Consider the following 20,258-nt stretch of genomic DNA (forward strand, 5'->3'; position numbering starts at 1 on the left):
GGATGTTCCGAACTCGGCGCCATGCCCGCTTCACCAACGAATGTTATCTGCGCGCAGTCCCGCGAGCTCATCGTCAGTCATGCCTTCAATGCCGAGGCTTAGGCACTATCAAAAGCCGCCGCTATCGCTCATGGCGCCGATTGGTCTTCCCTGTATAGCCTCCAAGGAACCGTCGCCACCGTCAGACGAGGACCGCCAAGCTTGACCAGTTTTGCCCTCAGCCGCCCTGCCCGGTTCATGTGCAGCAGCTTTTGCCACCATTTGTCTTTGACCGTTTCAGGAATGAGAACCGCCACGCGCCTCTCCGGGCTGTCGGCGTCAAGCTTTTCGATCAGCCGCAACATCGGCTCATGCAATTGTCGGAAAGGAGCTGGGATGAGCATAAGCCTCGGTGGCTTCAGTCCACGTGCGGCAATCGGCTCCTCCACCTCGACCTGCCATTCCTCGCGAAGCGCGTTTTCCCGTTCGTCGCGGTCCGGTCCGCCCAGGCGAATGAAATGGACAGCAACCACGTCCGGCGAGATCGTCAGGGCAAACTTGATCGCGCGTTCGCTCAATCTGTTCCACGTTTCCATGATGACGAGAACCGTTGGCGGCTCGATATCTTCTAGAGTGATCGGACCGGGCTTCCGCAGTTCGCGCTGGAGTGAAGTGTAGTAATGCTTGATCGATTTCAGGATGACGATCGTCACCGGAACGGTAATCAAGGTAATCCACGCTCCCTCTGCAAATTTTGCCACCAGAATGATAATGAGCGCCGCCCCTGTGGAAATCGCCCCGATTGCGTTCATTGTCAGCTTAGCCGCGTGTCGCCTGGACTGGCGGCGCCAATGCAAGGTCATGCCCGCTTGAGATATGGTGAAGGTCAAAAAGGCGCCGATTGCAAACAGCGGTATGAGATTGTCGGTGATCCCTCCGAAAACGATCAGAAGAAGCCCGGCAAAGCCAGAAAGAAATAGAATTCCGACGGTAAACATCAGCCGGCGGCCTGGCTGGGCAAAGGCTTTGGGCAGATAGCCGTCCGCGGCCACCATCTGGCAAAGGCGTGGAAAACCGACAAAGCTCGTGTTGGCGGACAAGCAAAGGACGCTGAGAAGGCTCGTCATCGCTATATAGTAAAAGGCACCATGGCCGCCGACGGCAGCAATCAATTGCGACAACACACTCTGATAGCCTTCTTTCGCCTGATCCATCGCGCCGATCTCAAAGGCGGTGACGATGGCAGCGATACCACCGAGCAACAGAGCGAGAATGACGACGATGACAGTGAGGGTGATGTAGGCGTTGCGCATCACGGGCTGCCTGAACGACCCCATACCGTTTGATACTGCTTCCACCCCTGTCATGGCTGTGCAACCGCTGGCAAATGCATGCATAAGCATCCAAATCGTTGCTCCCTGAGCCACAGGGCCAAGCGGTGGCGGTGGAATGATCGGAGCCGGATTGTCTCCAACCAAATTCTCGATCAGTCCGTAGCCGATGGCGCCTAGGAAGCAGATGATGAAGACGTAGGTCGGCAGCGCAAACAGCCAGGCAGCCTCTCCGGTGCCCCGCAGGTTGGCCAGCATGACGAGAAGGACTATACCAAGGCACAGTGGCACGATGTATGGATAAAGGCTCGGTATCGCGGAAACAAGGGCTCCAACTCCCGCCGAAACCCCAACCGCGACATTGAGGACGTAATCGATCATCAAAGCCGAGGCGGCAAGCAGGCTCGGATATTCTCCTAGGTTCTCTTTCGCCACGACGTAGGCGCCGCCGTTTGTCGGATAAGCAGCGAGTGTCTGCCGGTATGAAAAATAGAGGATCGCCAGCAGCGCGACGATACAACCCATCACCGGGCCTATATAGACCAGGCCGAGCGTGCCGAGTGGTATGAGAATGGTAAGCGCTGCTTCTGGTCCATAGGATGACGAGCCGAGGCCATCCAGGCCCATTGCGGGCACCGCTTCCACCCAGCCGATTTTCTTGTCTTCGTGCTCGCGATTGGCGAGGCGCCGACCAAACAGGAGCCTACTGACGTTCAACTTCTCTTCCTCATCGAACAACGAAAGCGCCTACGAACAACCGGCAGTGGCTCGGGTTCCCAAATCTGGAGTTGATGTTGACGCTGCGGGTATGCCTCATGGTGGGAAGCTGAAACAGCGAATGGACAGGAGATCGTCGGCCGAAAGCTGCACTCCAAACAGCACGGAAGCCCAAACAGGTTGCGTGGCCAAGAGTAGTCCGAGACAGAAGGCAGCCCAGGGAATGGCGGGCCCGGAGTTCCTGGAGCAGTTGGCGGCATCGATCAGGCATGTTTTCTCCTGACCATGATACAACCGCCCGCGAGCATAGCAGCGCCCCAAACCAAGAAAGCAACGTCCCAATAGGGCCATGCCGACCGTTCGACTGTCTCGCTCACATGGTGAATACCCAGCAGTTGGTGATCAATAAGTCCTTCGATGAGGTTCCCGAAGCCTATGAGCCCTGTGCCGATCAAATCCTTCGTCGACCAGGAAAGGTGCGGCCGGCGCCCCGCCCGCCATAGAATAAAGAGGCCGGCGAGGAAAAACAGGTATGTCGCGGAGTGGAAAACGCCGTCCCAGAACGTGTTGAACTCGAGGTTCTCGATGCTGGCGATCGGGTAGAACGAGCTGAACATGTGATGCCATTGCAAAAGCTGGTGGAAGACGATGCCATCAAAAAAACCGCCCAGCCCGAGGCCAAACAGGATACCTGATGCTCGTGGGAAGTTCCGACCTATGGCCAACCTGCCGAGCGACGTCATCGGGTTACCAGAATCACAGCCATGGCGACTGCCGAGATAAATCCCGCAGCACTCAATCCGAGTGTCAGATATTCGGCGGCCCTTTGCCGATGTTGGCTGAACTGCATGTTTGCCAGCACAGCCGCCAGCCCACCTGCCATCCAACTCGCCAAAGCCAGCGCACCGAGAAAAAGTGCCCACTGCGTTGCTGTGTCCATTATTCTGCTCCTTTCGCAGATGCACTTCCGTAACGGAAACTGTTGCTCAGGTTGACCGCTAACAGCGCTGGAAATGCTTTGGTTTCTGTCCGATACCGCACATTAACGGGAGCATGGTCATTTCATGGGGCAAATCGTTGCGCACGCCAGCTGGCCCCTCGGAACCTTCATGGCCCGCCAAGGTTTGGAGCTCGATATCGGGAGCACGACAATGAATTACCTCTGGTTTTTTGTAGTGGCAGGCGGAGCAGCGCTTTTAGGAATTGCGCTCGCATTTGGAATGATCAAACAGGATGGTCGGCGCTCAATTGCGGCGATCGCCGGTGCCTCCGTCGTCGCCATTGGAGCATTAGGATTGGGCCTCTACGTCGCCAGCGCACCGACGGCACCTCTCCGCGCGTCGGACAGGGAGGGATCGCAGAACAGGCTGCCGGCGGCCCCGACAACCGAAAAGGACCTGCCGGGGAAGTAACGCATGAATGCCTCGGTCCCTATCCGATGTAGAGGGCACAGTGCCGCCGTCGACAGGAGGTGGAAATTGACAAATTCTGCAGTCGTTTCGGAACGCAAGTTTGCTGCGGTTCTCGAGGGGATGTCCGATGAAGAGCTTTTCGAACTGATGGCTGAGTTGGAGATCCGAAGTCCGACTTTTGCTTCATGCTCGCCCGCCAACGAGGACTTCGCAAAAATTGTCCTCGTCGAAAGCGCCATCGAAAGGCGGTTCCCTGGGCAAATGTTGAAGCCTTACAAGGCGTGGCAACTCCGCCTTATGCACCGGGATTGTGCGTGAGACTGGCGTACGGTCGCCAGCCACATTTCTGCTCAGGCTATGCAATCGCGATTTCCTGTCTGACCGAGCCGCGTTCGCACCGGCTGCTGCCATGGTCTGTACGCAAGCGTACGGGGCGTATAGCATTCGCATGTGCTAATATAGGACGAGGCAGCTGTTTCGGGAGCGCGCTGGTATGGATCAGTCCTCTGTTCCGGGAAAAGAAACGGAAATCTATCGGCACATGGTCGAGAGCGCCCAGGATTACGCGATTTTTGCGATGGACCCAGATGGCACGGTGGTGACGTGGAGCGCTGGTGCGGAAAAACTATTCGAATATTCCGCTTCTGAAATAATCGGTCAGAACAGTGGGATCCTCTTTTCTTTCGAGGATCAACTCGCAGGGGCGGCGCTAAAGGAGATCAGGCTTGCCTTGACTACCGGCCGCGCCGACGACAACCGGTGGCATGTCCGGAAAAGTGGCAGCCTGTTTTGGGCATCGGGGCTGATGATGCCGCTTCGCGATGATGCCGGCAAAGTCTACGGCCTGACGAAAATCGTCCGGACCGAACAGAAGCGCTTCATGACGATGAAGCGCTGCGAGCCAGTCAGGAACGACTCCAGCTCATTCTTCAAAGTGCGATCGATTATGCAATTTTCGCTTTCAATCGTGATGGACGGATCATCAGCTGGAACACCGGCGCCTGCCGGATCTTCGGCTATGAGGAAGCCGACATTCTGGGTCGCGACGCTCGAATCCTGTTCGTACCCGAGGACCGTGCCGAAGGAGAGGGCGAAACGCGAAATGGAGAGAGCGCTGGAGCGCGGCCGCGCCGAAAACGAGCGCTTCCACTTACGCAAAGACGGCTCGACATTTTGGGGCAGCGGGTTGACGATGCCGCTGCGGGCTCATCATCCCCGCGCCGGTTATCTCAAAGTTCTCCGGGACGATACAGAGCGTCATTTCGCCGACGAGCATCAGCAAATCATCCTGCGCGAGATGAGCCATCGGGTCAAAAACAGTCTCGCGCTCGTCGCGGCCATGCTGGCGATGCAGGCCCGCTCGGCCAAACAGCCGGAGGTCGGGCAGGCGCTTCGTGATGCCGAAGCACGTGTTGGGACCATCGCCGAGATACACGATCAGTTATGGCGGCAACCGCACATCGAAACGGTGGATCTTGCCGATTTCTTGTCTAGTCTTTGCCAACGCCTACAGCAATCGACCGCCGGCCACACGGTATCGGTTGACGCAGATGCATGCGTCATGGATGCCGACCGCGCCATTCAAATTGCGCTGCTTGTAAACGAGCTGGTGACGAACGCCTTCAAGCACGCTTATCCGGATATCTCCGGAGCGGTTACCGTCACTGCACGGACCGGCGACGACGAGATCTGCCTTGAGATCTCCGATCGAGGAAAGGGTCTCCAAGGGGAATTGTCGCCCTATGAGAGTGACGGAAAGAGCCTCGGAATGAGGATCGTCCGTGCCCTCGTGCAGCAACTGAAGGCCGAACTTCAAATCGCGGATCGACGGCCCGGTACGGGGTTTCTGATCCGCCTGCCACGAAACTCCTGACAGCGGCGTCCGGTTGGAAGGACGCAAGTCACATTGTTGAGGGAGCCCAATTAATGTGGGGCACGGGCCGTGCCGGTTTTAAGCCCCAGCATCGTCGCGCGGAGCCGAAGGAGTTCCTTCATAATGCCCTCCCAGCATTCGTCGTCGGCTCCGGCGATCGGGCCTATCGAAGTGCCCACAGTACGAAGCAGAAATTCGAGGACCGGGTGCAACAAAACGCCGCTCCGTGCGCCTTCGCAGATCTCCTGAAGTTCGTCGACGATCTGGTGTAGAACAATCTGGCGATCTGCGAAGGTAAGGTCCCGCAAATCTGCGGCGATCGAAGGAAAGCTGCGGCCCCTACCGATCGTCGCTGTCACCAGTTACCGCCCGGCCGCGGGTCGGCGAGCAGCGCCGCATCCGTCGAGATCGTCATGCCTTTCAAATCCAGGTGCATATGCCGCATCAGACCAGTCAGCCTGTGTTTCTCCCTGATGCCGCATTCGAACCAGGATACCAGTTCCGTGGCAACATGCATTGCCGCCGGACTGGCGATCTCACACGATTTCTCCTTACACCATCCCTCTAGCACAGCCTTCAACATCGCTACGTCCTCAGGCTGCAGCGCCGGTTTCGTGATTCCAGAATGGTGGATCATTTGCCATCCCCTCCGCGTACATGATCGGATCCTAATCTTAAAATTTTCGTTTTCAATCAAGCGTGCGAAAGCGTACGGATAGGTCAAGGGCGCGATGAGTTGGGTGCTGGAGGAACTAATCGGTCCCAATCCGGTTCGGCGGGAGGTGCGAACTGAAGTCGAATGCGAGCGAGCTTGGAATGGTCCGCGAAGGGATAGGCGCGCGACCGCCCGGCAATCGCCGCGACGGCGTGATCACCCCAAAACCATAGGCGTCCGCATGAAACCGCTCGGCCCCCTAGCTGGTAAGACGATCCTTATCATAGGTGAAGCCGACTTTCTTTCCTACGACGCCAGAGGCGCCTTGATTGCATACGAGGCATCAGTCACCGGTCCGATCGTCGCCTCAGGTGCGATGGTTTGTTTGAGTGAAGGCCTTATGTTCGATGCCGTGATCATCGACGTCGCTATCTCGGATGATGCCATGCTCTGGATGAACGATTGGCTGGAGCCACGAAAGATCCCCTTCATCTTTGCGCGTGACCAGCAGTCAGCAGGCCTCTCCGGCGGCTTTGTCCTCAGCGGACGCCCTGCCGATATCGACGCAATAGTCTTTGCGCTTTTTGGCCAGGAGCGGCCCTTTTACCACTGAGATGTCCGCTTTCGTACAGTTGCTGTGGCAGAGTTGTGTCCGCCGATAATGAGTTACATTATCGGAAGACATGATTGAAGCCTCAGGACCAGGGGAAGATGCCATGTTCGATGCTCAGACCATTCATCTAAAAGCGCTTGATTCAGCCGACCTCGACCGTCTGCAGGGCGTTCTGAATTTGATCTGCCGCGAATCCGGCCAGCCACTACGCGCTCCTGCGACGCAAGAGATCGCGGCGCTGCTCATCAGCCTTTATCGTCACGGGGTGACCGACGAGGACAAATTACTATCCGTCAGCCGTCTCGCATTGGCGCAGCGGCAGATCGACAACACAACGTCCTCCGTTTCCGACTCTGTGAGGCAGCTTGAGGCGGAATAGCGATCCTAGTTAAAGACGACACACAAGTACGGTCTCCGCGCCGGTATCCATACCGCGGAAGGACAGCAAAAAGTTTGGCTAGGAGCGCGGAGAAAACTGCAGAAGCGCTGGAACCGGATGCCGAGGCCGAGGTTTGATTGGATGGAACCCAATGACGATACCGAAAAATTTCAGATAACGACAAATCCGGCACTCACAGGCTTGCTAGGACGTTGCCCGCGATGCCAGCGTGGCCATCTTTTTGAGACCTATCTGAAGCTTGCCCCCCGCTGTGATGTCTGTGAGTTGGACTACGGCTTTGCCGATCCGGCCGATGGGCCGGCATTTTTCGCGATGAGTATCGCCGCCGTGCCTGCCCTCGCCTTTGCGCTTTGGATCCAGCTCACCTTCGATCCGCCGATTTGGGTGCACCTGCTTATCACTCTCCCCCTGACGGGGGTTGCCTGCGTGCTTCTCCTGCGTCCGCTCAAGGGATGGCTGGTCTGCTCGCAGTTTTTTCATAAGGCGGAAGAGGGCAAAATCGATACCGAGTGGCACACGTGCGAAGCAAAGCGGAACGCGAAACGTTGAGTCCTCCAGAACGCTGGCACGATTACGTGGCCTTCTCCATCGTCCCGCAAATCCATTGGCGGACAAGGTCGTTTGCCCTTGCCGCGAGCTTTGTCGGCAAGCGGTTGAAGCCATGTGGTGCCTCCGGAAAGATGATGCAGTCGGCGTTGCTGCTTTGTTGTTGCCATTTCCGGCCCATCGAAATGCTGTCGTCGACGATTGGGTCAAGCGCTCCGCCGATCAGTAGGGCGGGCGGTAACCCTGAGAGATCAGCAAATAGCGGGCCTTTGGCCCAGCGCCCCGACAGGCTCGGCGTCAGCCGCTGAAGATTGCGCAACGCAGACGGCCCACTGATCACAAGGCTTTTGTGGCTCGAACAATGCAGGCTTTCCGATCCTGTCAGATCAAAGCAACCACACACTGAAACGAAGCCGGCAACCGCAGCTGCCTTGCCACGCTCACGCAAATGAAGAAGCGCCTCGGCAGCGAGATGCGCGCCGGACGACTCGCCGCCGAGGATGACGTGCCTAATCTGCAACTCCGCCAGATGTTCGATCAGCCACTCGACCGTAGCCGTACAGTCCCGAAGGGTCATATCAAGCCGGTCATCGACCGCGTTGTGGAAATCGACACTCACCACCATCATCCTGCAATGCCTTGCGATCGGGCGGGTGATGCCGTCATCGAGGCGGGCGTTTCCCATCACCCAGGCACCGCCATGGAAATGAACGTAAAGGCCACGCACGCGGCCATTTGAAACAATGGATCTCAATCCAACCCGCCGGTCAGTGGCGGCGAACCCGGCAAATTCGGTGTGGCGTGGCGATGGGTCAGGAACTAGCATCTGTGCTGCCCGAACCAGCGCCTGAACCGTTTTGGCATTCCAGCGATGGTCGGTATGGTACCGAGGAAGGAGACTAAGGAGCGCGTTGAGCCGTCGAGCGCCGCGGAGATCATGGCTGGTGAGCGACATCAGCCTTGTGCCCGTCGCCCTCTTGCTGGCATCCCTTGTCATTTCGATGTCAGCCCCTGGATCCTCGTCAGATGCATTCTGAGATCAGGAAGAATTTTCTGTGAGGCTCGTTTCAAGGCACCATCAGGCCCGTTCTGCGAATAGTCTGTGAAGAGGGCGACGGCCTCCTCGTGCGCTGTTACTTGCGTCGAGAGATAGGCTTGATCGAAATTTTCCCGATCACTTTGCTGCAGTGCGTCGAGCTTCTTTTGATGCTCGTCGTCAAGAGCCGACGGCAGTTCAACGCCATCCTCCTTGGCGGCATCTGCTAACATCGGACCGGCGCGGCCGTGATCTTTCAGCATGTCCGTGGCGAACTGCTTTGCATCTTCGGCCGCACCTTTGGCAACTTCTATCTCCGCGGCCTTGAGCTCGAACGTGTTGGCCGTTGCCGCGCGGGTTGCGAAATCGGTCGCCTTATGACGTGCGGCTCCATCGTCAGCCAAGGCGGGTGCTGCAATGCTGCAAATCAGGCAAGCATGGAATATCAGCCTCATTGTCGTTCTCCCGGTGCTTAGGGTAGAAGGCGGACGAAAGGGTATCGTCCGCCGGCATCGGCTCAGATTTGCTCGGCTTGCGCGCCGCTGTCGGGCTTTGCGGGTGCGAGAACGTGCTTTTGCCCCATGGGCTGGGGTACGATGGTCTTGAAACTCCCCTTGCCGTCGATCGACCGGCCTTCGGACCAGCGTCCGGATGCCGGCTCGCTGCCGTCCTGCTGGAATCCGAGATAGGCGTAGCTGAATTCCTGCAACTCCTGCTCCTGCGGAAAACTGTTAGGGATGGGGAAGACCTTTGAAGGCCCGCCGAGCTCCTCTAGCGCCGCCATCCATTGGTTTTGGTGCATTGTATCGCGGGCGATGAGGTAGGAGAGCATCTGTTTCATGCCGGGATCGTTGGTCAGGTTGAACAATCGCGTCGCCAGGACACGTCCAGTGGATTCTGCCGCGACGTTGGCAGTCATGTCGGCTGCGATATTGCCGCTGGCATAGATGTGAGACATGTCGAAGGGAACGCCGTCAGAATCCACCGGCATCGCCGATAGCCCCGCCGAAAGAAGGTTTTTCATATTCATCCCGCCAAAGACGGCGCTCGCCACTGGATCGCGTGCAACCTCGTCCTTGACCGAGACGGGCGCGCCTTCGAGATTGAGCGCCACTGCGGTCGCCAGCATCTCGATATGCCCGAGTTCCTCCGCGGCCGTGTTCATCAGCAGGTCACGAAATTTTGGGTTGCCGCGGGCCCCGCAGGCTTGAAAGAAATATTGCATGGCAACGCGGATTTCACCTTCGACACCGCCGATGGCTTGTTGCAACGCACGAGCAAACTGGGGATCGGGGGCCTCCACTCGTACCGGGAATTGCAGCTTTCCGTCCGTGTAAAACATTGATCTCTCCTATTGAGCTTTCTTCGCGGGGTCGGCACCGACACCACAAGCACGTCAGACGCCGCCCCAACAATGAAACCGCGAGACGGTTCCCGTCGCCCGGAGAGATCCGTCAGTTTGTTTCCCATTACGAGACTGAACTTGCGGGAACCCAGATGGCCGTTTGCAGTTAGGCCCCGCCAACAAGGAGGACCGAAAATGCCCGCGACCGAAATTCGTGACGTCTTCGTCACAGGTTTGAGAAACGCACACGCCATGGAAAACCAGGCTCTTAGCATCATGAAGCCGCAATTGAAGCGGATCGAGAATTACCCTGAGGTGGCCGAAAAGCTCGATCAGCACATCCGCGAGACCGATGCGCAGATCGTGCGCCTCGAAGACATTCTGGACGGTTTGAACGAGGATAAGTCGACGCTAAAGGACCTGGCGCTCTCGTTTACCGGATCGATGGCAGCACTTGGCCATACGGTTGCCGATGATGAGATTCTGAAAAATTCCTTCGCCAATTTCGCCTTCGAAAATTTCGAAGCCGCAGCCTACAAGTCGCTACTGAGGGTTGCCGAAGCAGGTGGGTATGTCGCAGCCATGACCGGCCTCCAGGCAAATCTGGCCGAGGAGCTGGCGATGGCGGAATGGCTCAACGACAATGTGGTGGCCCTGACGTCGAAATTCCTCGCCTTGCGTCAAGTTGGAGAGACAGCAAAGGTTTAGGGTCGACATGAGTCACCAAATTTCTGTAGCCAAGACCGCCCTTGCGCCCGCAAAGGAACTGGGGACGGCGCCAGCGCTGTAGCAGCCGACCTCGCCTGATGAACGATGTCGATCGTCAGCGTCGTCTTTGTCCAGTCGTTGCTTGGTCAACTCTGGCCCGATAAGTCGGCGGTTGGTTAATGCCCGCTTGGACTGGGCCTGTGATCCAGCGCTTGGACAGGACGTCCTGGTTTGGTGTGTCGAGGCGGCACACGTTAATCTATAAGGTGGTTGCCGAGTAGCAACAGCAGGGACTCACGGGCACGGTTGACACGGCTCTTTAAAGTTCCGATCCGACACCCGCAGATCTTGGCGGCGTCCTCGTAGCTCGTCCCGGCTGCCACCAGAACCAGGGCACGGCGCCTGTCGTCGGATAGAAGCGTCAGCGCCTTTTGCAGCTCGCGCTCGCGCAGGGCCCACTCCTGCGTCGGCGCGACAGAAGCATGTTCCAGTAGCAGGTCCATTGCGACCGGCTCGCGTTTTTGCCGCCGATAATTGGTGCAGAACGTGTTTCGAAGAATGGTAAAAAGCCATGATTTGAGGGAGGTACCTGGATGATAATGATGAAGGGAGTTGAGCGCCTTCACCAGGGTCTCCTGTACAAGATCGTCAATGTCGTCGTCGCTGCGCAGGAACCTGCGGGCGAAGGCCCGCAAAGCGGGCGTCAGCGCAACGATTTCTGCTTCAGTCGCAGATTCCTGTTTGGTTGCTATTTTTTTCCAGTTCGGCGCGGGATGTATTGTAGACAACGATGTCATTGTTCTCTCCTGGGATGAGAGGAAAGTTTCTGACAATCTATTCGTTGCTGTACGCTACCGAACGGACGCCGCCGTTGCCGTCCTTAGCCGGGATGCCCTCCCCGGTTGGCACAATTTGGCGCTGAAGGTCCGTCGCACTCCTCTCGTAAAAGCGTGAAAGGCGGTCGGCGGATAGGCAGATCGCCGCGGCGAGGATCATCAGGACCATTCCGATAAATCTCTGCGGTTCAGCGGGTTCGTTGGCGAAGACCACGCCGACTGAGACCGCGATGGCCGGAGACACGAAAGCAAAGCTGCCTGCTCTTGCGGGGCCGATGTCACGCAGGAGCTGGATATAGATGCTGTACCCGAGCAGCGAACCGAAGACGACCAGAAACAGCCACCCTGCGACCGCCTGCCACTCCCAGGGTGAGGCAAGGCTTGCAGCCGAGCGAGGCTCTATTGCCAGCGAGGCAATCAGCAATAGGCTCCCGCCGATCAGCGTCGTCAAACCACAAAGGCGCGCGCTGCCGTAATTCGATATCAGTGGTTTTGCCAGCACAGACCCCCAGGCCGACGAAATGGCTGCCCAAGCGATGGCGACTAGCCCGAGCATCGACAAACCTGTCTCCTCAAGCCCAGCCAGATCTACGGAGGGCGCGAAAAGAAGGCAAATGCCACCAGCTCCAAGTAGCATCGCGAAAGCACGCAGGCCGTTCCAATGCTCCTCTCCCAGGGCGATGCCGAATGCGAGCAGCGCAAGTGGCGTCAGCGACATCTCCAGAACCGCAGCGGTTCCTGAAGGTACGAACTGCATGCCCCAGAACAACGGGCCATAGCAAAGCGTGATCATCAGCAGGCTGACAATGAGAAGGCGTGTCTTATGCGCCTTGGCGAAGGCACCTCTCTGTCCTCTCGCCCAAGCCCATGCGATGAACACAGCACCTGCCGCCACGAATCGCGTTGCGGCAAACATCATCGGGGGCACGTATTCAACGCCAAGCTTTACGGCAATCCAGGTCAGCCCCCAGACGAAGCACAAAACAGTAAATTTAAAGAGATTACGGGGAGACAACATGGCGCGACCTTGTGGTTGTAACGGTTAAAGACTATTTATCCCGTTACAACCTTGTTCCTCGGGAGTTGTTCCAGGCATGGCCACCTCGACAGCTGACATGCGCCTGAGCGGCGGTCATTCTGCCCTTGACCTCGCCAACACCGTCGACAGTAGGCGTGGCCGTTGGGGGCCAGATCTTCTGCGGTCGTTCGATGATCTTCTTGTCTTGGCAGACCGACTAAACCTCATCGACCGGCAAGCGGTGTCGCGGCTTCGCAGCCAGGCGGAAAGTGATCCGCCGCTGGCGGCTGCGGCACATGCGGACGCTCTTACGCTGCGTGAATCGATCCATCGGCTCTTTCTTTCTGAGGACGCTGGACAGCCCTACCCGATCGAAGACCTGCGCCTGGTGGAGGATCTTGCACGTCGCGGCCGAGCCAGTCAGCGCCTCGAAGAACATGAAGGGGGTTATGGGTGGGCGTTCCCTTTTGACGACCTTCCGCAACTAGCTCAGCTCTTCGCGATCAAGGCGGTCGATCTGGTGGCGGAGCGGAATTGGCGGCGAGCGGTGCGAGAATGCAAGGGCAGCAATTGTGGGTGGCTATTTCTCGATCATTCCAAAAGCGGACGACGAATGTGGTGTTCAGACGCGACCTGCGGCAGCCACGCCCGCATCAAACGCTTCCGATCCCGGATGAAAGGCAAATAGGTTTGCAGCAGCGCTGGGTGGCAAGCACAATCCCCAATCTCACGCTCGCCTTCGTGTGCATCAACCCGGATAACAGCCTCACGAACCTCACTTATATGGCCCCGATTCCACGTCCCGTCAGATTGCGGGGTCGTCACTCGCCATAGGTAAACCGGTTGGCGATGATGTCGTTTCGTCGTTATTGACCGGCTTCATTCTCGGATTGGCCTTCTCGCAGCTTCCGGCAAGCCGGACAAGCCGATGCCATCGCCTCGAAAGGATCGAGGTTTGAGCTACCTTTCAGATGTGGCGGTCCGCGCACCAGTAACCGGAAGGAAGTCGCCGCGATCGTCTCTATCCCGTTGAAGAGCCGCGAGAAGCGCCGTTCTCCGCGTGTAGGAGATTGTCGCTCGGAATCGGCAATCCTGCCCGGTCCCTTTAGATGCAGCCGAAGAGCGCCTACCGCTGTGCCGGTCGCGATAAGATTGCGCTCAAGAGCTGTTCCTGCCGAAGCGGGAGCAGGCATATCGGTCAGCGACCGACGTTCAGTTCTCACAATCGCAAGAGAGTATCGTGCGATATCCTCTTCCACGTGTAAATCAATCGACCATTCTCCTCCAACTCAGACTTCCGTCCGATTGCAGGCCGAAATTGGTCTGTTATTTTTCTTCCTTGCTGATAATCAAAACTCAGCACGAAAAGGGTGCATGCCCCTGATCCGGAGCACCCTTTTCAATCTCTTTTCAGTAGTGCTCAAGTTTCCGCCGCCGGGCTGCAGGTATTTTCCATATGGCTGGGTTCCACCCTCGGCAAGCTTAACGCGGAATTGAATGCCGACCTGTGATAATTCCGCAAAACCGGCGGGCAATCGCTCTTGCAGGACTGGCGCTGTCGTCACCTGGGCAAACGACGGTGCTGTGTGCATGGCTCCGGCATGGGCTGATGATCATGATCCCAGAGTTCACGGCGTTCCGCCTGCAAGGTGTCGGGCCGCACGGAGCGTCGCTTTGGGAGCAGACCGAAAATTAACCTCCGCACGACCCAACGCAGGGATAGGGTGGATCGCTAGGTGAAAAGGCGCGCGATCCGGAAGTGCTATCTCTCTCCCGCGATCCAATGCATTAACCCTTACTGTCCTCTTGCCGTTCCCGTACGCTGCCGAACAAAAACGCAGTGATTGACGGTCTTTTCGGGCGCAGCCGGGTCGACAACCCAAAGCGAGCCTTTACCGTCGGCGGCGAGGCACCAGCGGGGGAAGCGGCAAAAGATCAGGTTATCCTCCGAGACGGTAACTTGATCGTCTACCGTCACGACCTTCCAGACGGTCATCCGTTTTCCAGCGATCGGCGCCGCAAGCTCCTTCGCCTTATTGGTGGAGCCTTTCCATGGCCCTGGGCATCGGCGAGGATTGGCGATGACAGGGTCGCCATGGGGGCTGCGACAGAACGCGGTTCGAAAAGCTTATTTGTGCATAGGGTCTCTGTTGGGCCCTCGAACCTTGCGCGCCTTCAAAGTTCCCACCGCCGGGAAACGAACCGCTCACGGGATCGGCGGTTATGGACCTCGCGAGTCCATTGTGCCCACTGTTTCCCTTTGCTTGCATGCCCAAGGGGCTGCAGTGCGGTTCGGGGGTGGGTGTCCGATCCCCTGCATCAGTTCGTTCAAATCAGATGCAGCCGGGAACTTCCACAACACGCCGTTGTTCGTGGGCCTGGCCGGCAATGCATGCTCGACACGGGGCATGGCAAGCCAGCCAGCTATCGATGCAACAGCGGCAGGAGACAGTGATGCGCGCGCTCGTCTGGCATGGCAAGGAAGACATTCGATGCGACACCGTATCGGACCCGGAGATCGAGCATCCCCGTGACGCGATTATCAAGGTCACGAGCTGCGCGATCTGCGGCTCCGACCTTCACCTATTCCACAATTTCATTCCCGCAATGATGCCAGGAGATGTGATGGGTCACGAGATGATGGGAGAGGTCGTCGAAACCGGCTCGCAGATGAACGGGCGTCTGAAGAAGGGCGACCGGATTGTCGTGCCGTTCACCATCAACTGCGGTGAATGTGACCAATGCAATCGCGGCAACTTCTCCGTCTGCGAGCGCACGAACCGCAACAAGGACATGGCCGACAAAGCGTTTGGCCACGCTACGGCAGGCCTATTTGGCTACACCCATTTGACTGGCGGCTACCCGGGTGGTCAGGCAGAGTACTTGAGGGTCCCCTTCGCGGACGAAACCCACATCAAGGTTCCAGACAGTCTTACTGACGAGCAGGTGCTCTTCCTTGGCGATATCTTCCCGACCGGCTGGCAAGCGGCTGTGCAGTGCGACATCGAGCCGACCGATACGGTCGCGGTGTGGGGTTGCGGGCCGGTGGGCCAGATGACGATCCGCAGTGCTGTACTTCTCGGAGGGAGGCAGGTGGTCGCCATCGACTGCATTCCGGAACGTCTTTCCATGGCTGAAGCCGGTGGCGCGATCACAATCAATTTTCAAGAGGAAAGCGTCATCGAGCGGCTCAATGAGCTGACCGATGGCAAGGGACCGGAAAAGTGTATCGATGCGGTTGGTCTTGAGAGCCACGTGTCGATGGGGCAACCGGACACGCTGCTAGATCGAGCCAAGCAGATGATTATGTTGGAGAACGACCGACCGCATGTGCTGCGGGAGATGATCTATGTCTGCAGACCGGGAGGGGTCATCTCCATCCCGGGCGTCTATAGCGGACTTGTCGACAAGATCCCAATGGGCCAGGCCATGAACAAGGGCCTCACCTTCCGCATGGGGCAGACCCATGTACGTCGGTGGACTGACGATCTGCTGCGCCGCATCGAAGAAGGTCAGATCGACCCGTCCTTTGTGATCACCCATACAGCCGGGCTCGAAGAGGGCCCCGGAATGTACAAGGTATTTCGCGATAAACAGGACAGCTGCATCAAGGTTGTTCTGAAACCGTAAGGAGGTTCCGAAATGACGTTTCTCACCAACATCACCCGTTCACAAGGCGATCCGAAAGTCATCACATCTGGACCAAGTTCGCTCAGTTCTTCCGATCGGCTGGCGCGCAATCTCGGTTGGTTCAGCATCGGACTCGGGCTCGTCGAGATATTCGCCGCCGACAGGATTACCGGTGCTCTTGGCATGCATGGCAAAGAAAATCACGTTCGCGCTTTTGGGGTGCGCGAGATCACGTCCGGTTTCATGACGCTGTCTGTCGACAAGAGGGCCGGACTTGCAAGTCGCATCGCGGGCGACGCGCTGGATATCGCCACTTTGGCAACGGCAATGCGGTCCGACAATCACAAGCGGGACAATGCTGCGTTTGCATTGCTCATGGTTGCGGGAGTCACCTTTCTCGACATCATAGCCACGGGCGCCACGACAGCGCGGCGTTATGTTCAAAAAGGTCATGGCCGCAGCTATGGCGAGCGCAGCGGCTTTCCGCAAGGGCTCCAGGCGGCACGCGGCATGGCACGAAAACAAGTTGAAGACCAACAGGCCCTGTCTGGCACTGCAAGTAGCTTGACAAAATCAGGCGGCGCCGGCGGTTAATGAACAGCTGTCGCAGGTCCATGCGAGGACACAGTCGAACGCCCAATACTCCTTGTCGGTGATTTAGTAGGCCGGCGACCTGCACTCGTCTCTTCCGGCAATCGGGCGGAAACGTAACTATGTACTCGAACAGACCATTGGGTGGGTTCGGAGTGACAGCGGGCGGCGCACTCGTCAGTCGCACCTAGCTTGGTACCGCAATCCGGCCGGGCATCGGCGACACCCCCACGGATTTCGTGACCGCCTTGCTGGCCGCCGGTCACAGCTTCCTATGGTTGGAGGCGGCGGAATATTTACCCGCGCAGCCTCTTCCAACTCGCTGGTCCGCGCACCGGTGCTGCCACTGACCTGAGCTTTCTCGTGCATTCGACCCTCGCAGGGAGCCAATCTGACCGGATCTCAATTCGACACACGAAGGCACAACCAGACCGGCGCTCATCAAACCGGGCGCGTGATCATCAGCCAGATTATTCCTAGCACAGCAGCGAAGGCCGGAAAGCCGCAATAGAACCAGGTCCAAAACAGCGTGTGATATCGCGGCGGGAGCGGCTCATCATTCACCGCTGCATCGGTCGCAATCTTGCGCATTTCCATCTGCATCCAGACGACTGGCAACCAGAAAACGCCCGTCACAAGATAGAGAACGATCGACCAGACGATCCACCGATCCCAGAGGGAATACCCGACATACCAAGCAAGCGCTACGCCGGTGATTGGCTGAGTGATCACGGCCGTTGTGGTGAACACGAAATCCGCAATCACTACGATCCGAGCGACGGCGGCCACGGTCGTGGCATTGCCGGTGCGATGCGCGACCAACATGAAGAAAGCGATGCCCGCGCCGGTACCGAGAAGAACGGTAGCGCCGACGATATGCAGGAACTTGAGCACGAAATAGATCATCGCTCCTCCAGAACTGCGAGAGCAACGAGGTGCAGCACGAGGATCGGCCATACCTTGGTCAGCGGCCCGAGCGGCTCACTCCATAGCTCCGGTAATATTGCCGTGCCGGCCGCCGAATAGAAGAGCGACAGCAGGATCGCTGCGCTGAGGCCCCATCGTGCAGTGCGGCGCAGAGCGATGGCACCTCCCACCACGATATCTGCGAGAGCTCCCTCGATCACGCTTGGTGTTGCGAAACCACCTGCGCCGCCCGCCAACATCAGTTCGACACCCTTCTCAAAGCCCCACGTGAGGGAAATTACCCCAGTCGATATCCAAAAGAGTGGCAGCAGCACAAAAATGACGGGTTTCAGAAAGTAGAGTTTAGCAAACCAGCGCTCCTGGACCGAAACGGGGCGACGCGACAACATATCGTCCATGGATAACGGCTGGATGCCCGTTGCGCCAATCCAATCCGTCGGATCACCCACGGCGCCGCGGGCGATTTCCCTTGCGGCAATGGTTCCGACCGGCGGCCTCCATCCCAGCAACGCGGCAATGTCGCCGATTCGATAGAGAAGGCTCGCGAGCGCGCGGGGCACCAGATAGCGCTTGGCGGGAGGCCAGCCGAGCCACCTCCGGTATCGCGCTACGATCTCGTGAAACTCAAGCTGTTGCGGGCCAACGATATCGAGCGAGAGTTTCGATGGCGCTGTTTTGTCGATAAGGCGAAGGACGGTTTCGGCGACGTCCTCCAGCTGCACCACTTGAAGTTTTCCCGTGGCCGGCATCAATGGCAGAAACGGCAGCGCGGCAAGCCCGCGAAACAATGCACTCGAGCCAAAGGCCGCGTCGCCAAGGATCACCGCGGGACGCAGTATTACCCAGTCGAGATCGGTTTCCATCAAAGCCATGTCGCCGGAAAGCTTGGTGCGCGAGAATGCCGACGGCTGCTGTCGATCCACTCCAATCGCCGAGAAATGAAGCATTCGACGCACACCAGATTGCTCGCATGCACGAAACAAGGCGCGTGGGCCGCGAGCGTGGACGCCCGTCATACCATGACCCATTCCGTCTTGCATTGCGCCCGAACAGTTGACGACTGCATCTATGCCTTCGAGCTGACGCAGCCAGTCTGCGGGACCTCCGGCCCTTGCCACGTCGACTTCGACCCAAGCGCCGGGGTCTGCAGCCGGCTGCTTTCCAGGGCGAAGCGCGCGGATGACATCATACCCACCTGTCGCCAGCCGGGCGCAGACGGCGCTGCCAACCAGTCCCGTTGCGCCGATGACTAAAATTTTCATGCTTGCGGCCTTCGCGATCAAAAGCGCCTAACTTCTGCGTGCGCCAATCGTTCCGGTGTTCGCCGCTCCGTTGGCGGTCCGCCACCCTTGCTGTCCGGGGGCGGCCTCGGCGTCCGTTTCGAGCGGCGCAGCTGCGGGGTCGAAGCCCCATCCGACGTCGCCCCTGACTGTATCTGCCCGCGGACCTCAGCGGCGCTTCAACGGTTCTATTCGTCACCCCCGGCTCGCGATGGAGGTTTGCGGTTGCGGGGCCAACCATAGCCCTCCCACCTGCCAAGAAGGCGGTAAATAGTTGCACAAGCAGTCCGATAACGATGATGATGGAAGTTCCGGGACCACGGCCCCTCGGCCCCATTTATGGTCGCATCGAGGCTTCTCCAGCTAAAAAGCGGGCCTGAGGCGGGTCGAGCGGTTCCTCGGAAATGCGAGCTCAACTTTCCTGCATTTGCCGGAGGCGGTTATGCACCGCGACGGCTGCTATTTCGCCTTGGGCCATCGACACCCCAAGCTGATTCAGACCTGTGACGACGTCGCCGACCGCATATAGTCCCGGCACCCGTGTTGCCTGATGTGCATCAACTTTTATCCGACGATCTTCCTCGAGATCAGCCCCCATTTGGTTCGCCAACTCCGAGCGCGGGCGAATTCCCAATGCGGAATAGAGCACCACCCCTGTTAGGGTGGCTGAGGCATTCATGACGAGGTCAACGGTGCCTTTCTCGCGACGTACGCAGCCTGTCAACTCCTCGCGACGTAGGGCGATACCGTCAGCGATAAGGCGAGACATGGTTGCGGCGCTGAAGTCCGTTCTTTCGCCGAGCGTCACAATTGTTATCTCGCGCGAGAACGATCGGTGAAACCCGGCCTCCGAAGCGGCACCCTCTGTCGTGCCGATGATGACGACTGGTCGCCCAGCGATTTCGTAGCCATCGCAAATCGGGCAGAAGCGCAGATGTCCCGAGCGGGTGAGAAGCTCCGCGTCCTCAATCGGCGGCAGATTATCTTCAACGCCGGTCGCGACGATCACATTTTTGGCGTGTACTTGGCAGCCTGCGTAGTCAACGATGAAGCCCGCAGTAGCGTCGTTTCGCACCTGCGATACCGCCTCTGCCACGATCGCTATACCGAGGTTCTGCAGCTGCCTTCTCATGCGTCTCGACAATTCAGCACCCTCAATACCTTCGGGGAAAGCCGGATGATTTCGCGAGAGCGGAATAAGCAGCGCGCGGCTGCGACCAGAGTCGACGACGAGAACGCTGCGGTTCAACCTCCCAAGATAGAGGGCGGCTGACATCCCACCCGGCCCGGCCCCAATCACGAGGGCATCCAGCTCTGCGAGCGTGTTCGTCATCGATTGATTTCCTCTTAAAAACCCGGCA

22 protein-coding genes and 1 pseudogene are annotated in these 20,258 nt (G+C 58.2%); 9 read left to right on the top strand and 14 right to left on the bottom strand.

Annotated features, from left to right (window positions below):
• Positions 1-128: 128 nt before the first annotated feature.
• From FFM81_RS26135 to FFM81_RS26145, 3 genes are all read right to left on the bottom strand, one after another.
• Positions 129-2,048 carry an APC family permease gene (locus FFM81_RS26135; RefSeq protein WP_246401257.1) on the bottom strand — a complete coding sequence of 640 codons (1,920 nt, stop codon included), beginning with the start codon at positions 2,046-2,048 and terminating at the stop codon, positions 129-131.
• 242 nt (positions 2,049-2,290) lie between these two features.
• A complete protein-coding gene (locus FFM81_RS26140) occupies positions 2,291-2,770 on the bottom strand; it encodes a DUF2243 domain-containing protein (RefSeq protein WP_138386211.1) in 480 nt (159 codons plus the stop codon).
• Entirely contained in the window at positions 2,767-2,967 is a 201-nt protein-coding gene (locus FFM81_RS26145; RefSeq protein WP_138386212.1) for a hypothetical protein, read from the bottom strand. Before FFM81_RS26145 ends, FFM81_RS26140 begins: the two co-directional genes overlap by 4 nt.
• 538 nt (positions 2,968-3,505) lie before the next feature.
• Here FFM81_RS26145 and FFM81_RS26150 point away from each other — a divergent pair.
• Complete coding sequence (locus FFM81_RS26150) at positions 3,506-3,757, top strand: hypothetical protein (protein ID WP_138386213.1); 252 nt, start codon at positions 3,506-3,508, stop codon at positions 3,755-3,757.
• A gap of 175 nt (positions 3,758-3,932) precedes the next feature.
• Positions 3,933-5,312 (top strand): annotated as a pseudogene (locus tag FFM81_RS26155) (sensor histidine kinase).
• Positions 5,313-5,362: 50 nt separating this feature from the next.
• On the opposite strand, the gene FFM81_RS26160 reads toward FFM81_RS26155, so the two are convergent.
• On the bottom strand, positions 5,363-5,671 hold the full coding sequence (locus FFM81_RS26160; protein ID WP_246401260.1) for a hypothetical protein: 309 nt from the start codon (positions 5,669-5,671) through the stop codon (positions 5,363-5,365).
• On the bottom strand, positions 5,668-5,949 hold the full coding sequence (locus FFM81_RS26165) for a hypothetical protein (protein ID WP_138386214.1): 282 nt from the start codon (positions 5,947-5,949) through the stop codon (positions 5,668-5,670). Before FFM81_RS26165 ends, FFM81_RS26160 begins: the two co-directional genes overlap by 4 nt.
• 259 nt (positions 5,950-6,208) lie before the next feature.
• On the opposite strand from FFM81_RS26165, the gene FFM81_RS26170 reads away from it, so the two are divergent.
• From FFM81_RS26170 to FFM81_RS26180, 3 genes are all read left to right on the top strand, one after another.
• Complete coding sequence (locus tag FFM81_RS26170; RefSeq protein ID WP_138386215.1) at positions 6,209-6,580, top strand: hypothetical protein; 372 nt, start codon at positions 6,209-6,211, stop codon at positions 6,578-6,580.
• A gap of 103 nt (positions 6,581-6,683) precedes the next feature.
• Positions 6,684-6,959: a hypothetical protein gene (locus tag FFM81_RS26175; protein ID WP_138386216.1), complete on the top strand. Its 276-nt coding sequence runs from the start codon at positions 6,684-6,686 to the stop codon at positions 6,957-6,959.
• Positions 6,960-7,100: 141 nt separating this feature from the next.
• Entirely contained in the window at positions 7,101-7,529 is a 429-nt protein-coding gene (locus tag FFM81_RS26180; RefSeq protein WP_138386217.1) for a DUF983 domain-containing protein, read from the top strand.
• Positions 7,530-7,551: 22 nt separating this feature from the next.
• Here FFM81_RS26180 and FFM81_RS26185 read toward each other — a convergent pair whose 3' ends face one another.
• The 3 genes from FFM81_RS26185 to FFM81_RS26195 all read right to left on the bottom strand — a co-directional run bounded on the left by FFM81_RS26185 (position 7,552) and on the right by FFM81_RS26195 (position 9,904).
• Complete coding sequence (locus FFM81_RS26185) at positions 7,552-8,481, bottom strand: alpha/beta hydrolase (protein ID WP_138386218.1); 930 nt, start codon at positions 8,479-8,481, stop codon at positions 7,552-7,554.
• Positions 8,482-8,519: 38 nt separating this feature from the next.
• Positions 8,520-9,017, bottom strand: a complete 498-nt coding sequence (locus FFM81_RS26190) for a DUF4142 domain-containing protein (RefSeq protein ID WP_138386219.1) — start codon at positions 9,015-9,017, stop codon at positions 8,520-8,522.
• 62 nt (positions 9,018-9,079) lie between these two features.
• Positions 9,080-9,904 (bottom strand): manganese catalase family protein, encoded by an 825-nt coding sequence (locus FFM81_RS26195; RefSeq protein ID WP_138386220.1) that lies wholly within the window; start codon positions 9,902-9,904, stop codon positions 9,080-9,082.
• Between the two features lie 198 nt (positions 9,905-10,102).
• Here FFM81_RS26195 and FFM81_RS26200 point away from each other — a divergent pair, with 198 nt between their 5' ends.
• Positions 10,103-10,615: a ferritin-like domain-containing protein gene (locus FFM81_RS26200; RefSeq protein WP_138386221.1), complete on the top strand. Its 513-nt coding sequence runs from the start codon at positions 10,103-10,105 to the stop codon at positions 10,613-10,615.
• Between the two features lie 254 nt (positions 10,616-10,869).
• On the opposite strand, the gene FFM81_RS26205 is transcribed toward FFM81_RS26200, so the two are convergent.
• A complete protein-coding gene (locus FFM81_RS26205; protein ID WP_138386222.1) occupies positions 10,870-11,412 on the bottom strand; it encodes a sigma-70 family RNA polymerase sigma factor in 543 nt (180 codons plus the stop codon).
• A 37-nt stretch (positions 11,413-11,449) separates the two neighbouring features.
• On the bottom strand, positions 11,450-12,469 hold the full coding sequence (locus tag FFM81_RS26210; RefSeq protein WP_138386223.1) for a DMT family transporter: 1,020 nt from the start codon (positions 12,467-12,469) through the stop codon (positions 11,450-11,452).
• 76 nt (positions 12,470-12,545) lie between these two features.
• Between FFM81_RS26210 and FFM81_RS26215 the strand changes: the two genes are divergently transcribed.
• The gene (locus FFM81_RS26215) at positions 12,546-13,157 is read left to right on the top strand and encodes a CGNR zinc finger domain-containing protein (protein WP_138386224.1); all 612 of its coding nucleotides are present in this window, start codon (positions 12,546-12,548) and stop codon (positions 13,155-13,157) included.
• 1,107 nt (positions 13,158-14,264) lie between these two features.
• Here FFM81_RS26215 and FFM81_RS26220 read toward each other — a convergent pair.
• Positions 14,265-14,465 carry a hypothetical protein gene (locus FFM81_RS26220; RefSeq protein WP_138386225.1) on the bottom strand — a complete coding sequence of 67 codons (201 nt, stop codon included), beginning with the start codon at positions 14,463-14,465 and terminating at the stop codon, positions 14,265-14,267.
• Positions 14,466-14,923: 458 nt separating this feature from the next.
• On the opposite strand from FFM81_RS26220, the gene FFM81_RS26225 reads away from it, so the two are divergent.
• Positions 14,924-16,099 carry a zinc-dependent alcohol dehydrogenase gene (locus FFM81_RS26225; protein ID WP_138386226.1) on the top strand — a complete coding sequence of 392 codons (1,176 nt, stop codon included), beginning with the start codon at positions 14,924-14,926 and terminating at the stop codon, positions 16,097-16,099.
• Between the two features lie 12 nt (positions 16,100-16,111).
• Positions 16,112-16,693 (top strand): hypothetical protein, encoded by a 582-nt coding sequence (locus tag FFM81_RS26230; protein WP_138386227.1) that lies wholly within the window; start codon positions 16,112-16,114, stop codon positions 16,691-16,693.
• 438 nt (positions 16,694-17,131) lie between these two features.
• Here FFM81_RS26230 and FFM81_RS26235 read toward each other — a convergent pair whose 3' ends face one another.
• From FFM81_RS26235 to FFM81_RS26245, 3 genes are all read right to left on the bottom strand, one after another.
• Positions 17,132-17,596, bottom strand: coding sequence for a DUF2269 family protein (locus FFM81_RS26235; RefSeq protein WP_138386228.1), 465 nt, complete (start codon positions 17,594-17,596; stop codon positions 17,132-17,134).
• Positions 17,593-18,879 carry an SDR family oxidoreductase gene (locus FFM81_RS26240; protein ID WP_138386229.1) on the bottom strand — a complete coding sequence of 429 codons (1,287 nt, stop codon included), beginning with the start codon at positions 18,877-18,879 and terminating at the stop codon, positions 17,593-17,595. Before FFM81_RS26240 ends, FFM81_RS26235 begins: the two co-directional genes overlap by 4 nt.
• Positions 18,880-19,309: 430 nt before the next feature.
• The gene (locus tag FFM81_RS26245; RefSeq protein WP_138386230.1) at positions 19,310-20,230 is read right to left on the bottom strand and encodes an NAD(P)/FAD-dependent oxidoreductase; all 921 of its coding nucleotides are present in this window, start codon (positions 20,228-20,230) and stop codon (positions 19,310-19,312) included.
• Positions 20,231-20,258 lie beyond the last annotated feature (28 nt).

Source organism: Rhizobium hidalgonense, assembly GCF_005862185.2.
GTDB lineage: Bacteria > Pseudomonadota > Alphaproteobacteria > Rhizobiales > Rhizobiaceae > Rhizobium > Rhizobium hidalgonense.